We start from the raw sequence: 4,638 nt of genomic DNA on the forward strand, positions 1-4,638 counted from the left end.
GTGCTTGAGCAGCGCCCACGGGCCGCGGACCGAGGCGACCTCGGTGCCGCTCTCCGCCGCGGCCTCGGCGGCCGCGCGGGCCACCGGCAGGATGCCCTCACGGCGGGCCTCGTCGGGACGCTCGTCCTCGGTCGGCCACAGGCCCAGCGACGCGCATACCGTCGGGAGTATCGCCATCGCCGCCGTGGCGTACCCCTCGGCGGAGGGGTGGTAGTTGTCCGGCCCGAACAGCTCACGCGGGTTCGCCATGAACTCCGGCCCCAGCAGATCGCCCAGCGAGACCGTACGCCCGCCCTCCTCGACGACCGCGATGGTCTGCGCGGCGGCCAGCTGACGACTCAGCCGCCGCGCGATCCAGCGCAGCGGCTGCCCGACGGGCTCGATCGTGCCCAGGTCGGGGCAGGTCCCGACCACCACCTCGCAGCCCGCCGTACGCAGCCGGGCCACCGCGTCGGAGAGCAGGCGCACGGAGCGGGCGGGCGGCATGCGGTGGGTGACGTCGTTCGCCCCGATCATGATCACGCAGATGTCGGGGGCCCGGGCGGGATCCCGGTCACCGAGCAGCATCGTGACCTGCCGCTCCAGGTCGTCGGACTGGGCGCCGGGCAGCGCGACGTTGCGCAGTTCGACCGGGCGTTCGGCGACGGCGGCGAGCGCCGAGGCGAGCAGCGCCCCCGGCGTCTGCCGGGGCCGGTGCACGCCTTGGCCGGCGGCGGTGGAGTCGCCGAGCAGGCCGAGCCGTACGGGGCGCCCGTGGTGGTGCCCGGCGAGGGCGGAGTCGTAGAGTCCGTCGGCGGGAGGCGGGTCGTCGCCCGCGCCACCGATCCTGCGCTTGGCCAGCTGTGCCTCGGTGAACAGCAGTCCGACGGCAGCGCCTCCGAGCAGGCTGATTCCGCCGCCCCCGTACGCGGCCGCTGTGGCGATCCGCCGTGCGACTCGTGCGCTCGCCGCCTTCGACATCGGCATGTCTCTCGTCCGCCTCCCGGCCGTTGGCTCCGTTGGCTCCGTCGTCTACGTGTTCCGTCGTCCGTGTGCTCTGCTGTGTTCGTTACGGGTGATGCGTGATGCGTGATGTGCTCGGTGCATGAGGGGGCGTACAGGATGGGTAGTCGGTGTGAGCGTCCAGTGTGCGCCCCACGGGGCGTGGACTGTGCGCCCCTAACACTGTGTTGCCCCGTGAGGCCCCCGCTGCAACCTGGGCAACGGCCCTCGGGTGTGCGCGTGTTGCGCAATATGGTGACGGTACGGCGGCAACGGCGCTGCCCACAGACACGCGGAGACCACGGTGCAGTATCACGAGTCCATGATCGACCTTGTCGGCAATACCCCGCTGATCAAGCTGAACAGCGTCACGGAGGGTATCCGTGCCACGGTTCTGGCGAAGGTCGAATACTTCAATCCCGGCGGTTCGGTGAAGGACCGCATCGCGCTGCGGATGATCGAGGCGGCGGAGGCGTCCGGCGAACTCCGCCCGGGCGGCACCATCGTCGAGCCCACCTCCGGCAACACCGGTGTCGGGCTGGCCATCGTCGCCCAGCAGAAGGGCTACCACTGCCTGTTCGTGTGCCCCGACAAGGTTTCCACCGACAAGATCAACGTGCTGCGGGCGTACGGCGCAGAGGTCGTCGTCTGCCCGACAGCGGTCGACCCGGACCACCCTGATTCGTACTACAACGTCTCCGACCGGCTGGTCCGCGAGACCCCCGACGCCTGGAAGCCGGACCAGTACAGCAACCCCAACAATCCCCGCTCGCACTACGAGACGACCGGCCCCGAGCTGTGGGAGCAGACCGACGGCCGGATCACCCACTTCGTGACGGGCATCGGCACCGGCGGCACCATCTCCGGAACGGGCCGCTATCTCAAGGAGATCAGCGACGGCGGAGTGCGGATCGTCGGCGCGGACCCGGAGGGCTCGGTCTACAGCGGCGGTTCGGGGCGCCCGTACCTGGTGGAGGGGGTCGGCGAGGACTTCTGGCCCGACGCCTACGACCGCGGCGTGACGGACGAGATCGTCGCCGTTTCGGACAAGGACTCCTTCCAGATGACGCGGCGGCTGGCCAAGGAGGAGGGGCTGCTGGTCGGCGGTTCCTGCGGGATGGCCGTCGTCGCGGCGCTGGAGGTGGCCAGGCGGGCGGGCGAGGAAGCCGCGACCGCCGGGACCACGGAGGAACCGGTGGTCGTCGTGCTGCTGCCGGACAGCGGGCGCGGCTACCTCAGCAAGATCTTCAACGACGACTGGATGAACGACTACGGCTTCCTCGAGGAGGGCGAGCCCACGGCCGTACGCGTCGGAGACGTCCTCCGCCACAAGGAGGGGCCGATCCCCTCGCTCGTGCACATGCACCCCGAGGAGACGGTCGGCGAGGCGATCGACGTGCTGCGCGAGTACGGCGTCTCGCAGATGCCGGTGGTCAAGCCAGGCGCCGGACACCCGGACGTGATGGCGGCGGAGGTCGTCGGCTCGGTCGTCGAACGGGAGCTGCTGGACGCGCTGTTCGCCCAGCGTGCGTCGCTGAACGACCAGTTGGAGAAGCACATGAGCGCGCCGCTGCCGCACGTCGGGTCCGGCGAGTCCGTCGGGGATCTGATGCCCGTGCTGCAGGAAGCGGACGCGGCGGTGGTGCTGGCGGAGGGGAAGCCGGTCGGCGTGGTCAGCCGGCAGGACCTGCTGGCGTATCTGGCGAGTGGTGCGACCGACGTGACCGGTGCGACCGGTGCGACCGGCGCGAGCGGCGCGCACAAGTAGGAACGTCCGTCCCGCCGGGGACCACAGGTCCCCGGCGGCAGCGGCAGCTGTCAGTCCCAGTCGCCGTCGCGCTTGCGGTCCGTCGGCTGCGGCGGGGTGAAGCTGAACCACGAGCGGCTCGCCTGCACCGCGTTGACGGCGACGATGCCGCCCCAGCAGATCAGCAGCCCGGGCAGGCCGGTGTTGACCGCGGCGATGGCGGACAGCGGGATGGCGAGGACCAGCGACGCGACGCCCAGCAGCCGGGCGCCCATGTTGTCGGGATAGGAGGGCGAGCCGGCCGACTGGGGGCGCGTGCTGCCACGGGCCACCACCATCTGCTGCTCCGCCAGCTGGCGGCGCACCCGTTTGTCGACGACGGTCTCGAGCCGCTTGTCGATCTTCTCCAGGAAGGAGGCGATCAGCTCTTCCTCGTACTCCTGGCCGAGTTCCTTGCGGGTGTGGAGGGTCGCGCTGAGGTCTCGCGTCAGCTCGGGGTCGCGGGCTTCCATGGAGCGCACGCTACGCCTGCGGGCGGGGCCCGGCAGTGGTGCTAACCCCCGCATCCGCGGGGGTCTGCGCCCCCGCCCCCGAGGTGGGGCCGCCGGGCTCGTCCGGGGGGATCGTGGCCGCGGGGGTGTGGGAGGGGAAGGGGAGTTGGGAGAACGGCCCGAAGTCCTCGTCAGGGGTACTGACTTGCCGTCGTCATGCCCTGCTCGGCCCGTGATCGTGGTGACGCGATCAGTTCCTGGGTTCGCGACGACGTCGTCCCGAGCCGCTTGCCCGGCTGCATATAGTCATGCACAGTCGTTCGGTAGTGAATAGAAGTCAAGGGTCGCGGACGAGGAGGAGACGGGATGAGCAGTGCCGGCGCGCGGTTGCTGAAGCTCTTCGAGGGGCACCGGCTCACGCCGACGCAGCGCCGCATCGCGCACTGCATGGTGCGGCAGGCCGGTGACGCGCCGTTCCTCTCCAGCGTGGAACTGGCGGAACTGGCCGGGGTGAGCCAGCCCTCCGTCACCCGGTTCGCGGTCGCGCTGGGCTTCGACGGCTATCCGGCGCTGCGCCGGCACCTCCGGGACACGGCGCCGACGGCGCCGGCGGACGCCGAGGAGGCGGGGCCCGACGTCAACGCCTACCAGCAGGCCGTACACGCGGAGATCGACAATCTGCGGCACCTGTCCGCGCTGCTCGCCGACCCCGCGCCCGTGGAGCGGGCCGGCCGGCTGCTCGCCGAGACTCCCACCCTGCCCGTGCTGGGCCTGCGCGCCGCCTCCGCGCAGGCCCGCGGCTTCGCCTACTTCGCCGCCAAGGTCCACCCTGACGTGCGGCTCCTGGACGAGGGCGGCACCATGCTGGCCGACCGGGTCGACGCGTGCGTACGGGCGGGCGCGAACGCGCTGCTGTGCTTCGCACTGCCGCGTCACCCGAAAGAGGTCGCCGAGGGGCTCGCGTACGCGCGTGGTGCGGGGCTGCGCGTCATCACGGTCGCCGACAGCGCCTTCGCCCCTGTCGCCCACCCCGACGACCTGCTGCTCCCGGCAGCCGTCGGCACCGGGCTCGCCTTCGACACCGCGTGCGCGCCGATGCTGCTGGGGCGGGTGCTGCTGGAGGCGATGTGCGACGGGCTGCCCGAGGCGCAGGCGCGGCTGGAGCACTTCGACGCGCGGGCGGCGGAGCGCGGGCTGTTCCTGGAGTGAGCCCGCGCCTACGCCGAGGTGGAGCCGTCGTGGGAGCGGTCGTACCCGTCCCATCCGTACGGGTCGCGGCCGAGGAAGGCGATCAGGCGGTCGCTCGGGTCGGCCTCCGCCGGGACGGTGAACGGCGGCCCGAACAGCGGTGCCCGAGCCGCGGGCCCGGGCACCAACTGCCGTGCCGTGCGCATCAGTGCGGTGGCGAGCGCCGCCGGT

The 4,638-nt window shown here is 71.9% G+C and carries 4 protein-coding genes and 1 pseudogene; 2 read left to right on the forward strand and 3 right to left on the reverse strand.

Annotated elements, in window-relative coordinates:
- On the reverse strand, positions 1-966 hold a 966-nt coding region (locus tag ACRDP3_RS23460; protein WP_431518988.1), incomplete at its 3' end, for an SGNH/GDSL hydrolase family protein.
- 319 nt (positions 967-1,285) lie between these two features.
- Between ACRDP3_RS23460 and ACRDP3_RS23465 the strand changes: the two genes are divergently transcribed.
- A complete protein-coding gene (locus ACRDP3_RS23465; protein WP_431518989.1) occupies positions 1,286-2,749 on the forward strand; it encodes a cystathionine beta-synthase in 1,464 nt (487 codons plus the stop codon).
- A gap of 50 nt (positions 2,750-2,799) precedes the next feature.
- Here the strand turns inward: ACRDP3_RS23465 and ACRDP3_RS23470 are convergent, their stop codons facing one another.
- Positions 2,800-3,240, reverse strand: coding sequence for a hypothetical protein (locus ACRDP3_RS23470; RefSeq protein ID WP_431518990.1), 441 nt, complete (start codon positions 3,238-3,240; stop codon positions 2,800-2,802).
- A gap of 345 nt (positions 3,241-3,585) precedes the next feature.
- Here ACRDP3_RS23470 and ACRDP3_RS23475 point away from each other — a divergent pair, with 345 nt between their 5' ends.
- Positions 3,586-4,428 carry a MurR/RpiR family transcriptional regulator gene (locus tag ACRDP3_RS23475; protein ID WP_431518991.1) on the forward strand — a complete coding sequence of 281 codons (843 nt, stop codon included), beginning with the start codon at positions 3,586-3,588 and terminating at the stop codon, positions 4,426-4,428.
- 8 nt (positions 4,429-4,436) lie between these two features.
- Here the strand turns inward: ACRDP3_RS23475 and ACRDP3_RS23480 are convergent.
- Positions 4,437-4,638: pseudogene (locus ACRDP3_RS23480) on the reverse strand (hypothetical protein); the annotation flags it as partial.

The sequence above is a fragment of the Streptomyces sp. genome (assembly GCF_050698815.1).
GTDB lineage: Bacteria > Actinomycetota > Actinomycetes > Streptomycetales > Streptomycetaceae > Streptomyces.

Bases quoted from the DNA above. Each gene is read 5' to 3' on its own strand.
- ACRDP3_RS23475 (WP_431518991.1), top strand. From the start codon at position 3,586: ATGAGCAGTGCCGGCGCGCGGTTGCTGAAGCTCTTCGAGGGGCACCGG.
- ACRDP3_RS23470 (WP_431518990.1), bottom strand. From the start codon at position 3,240: ATGGAAGCCCGCGACCCCGAGCTGACGCGAGACCTCAGCGCGACCCTC.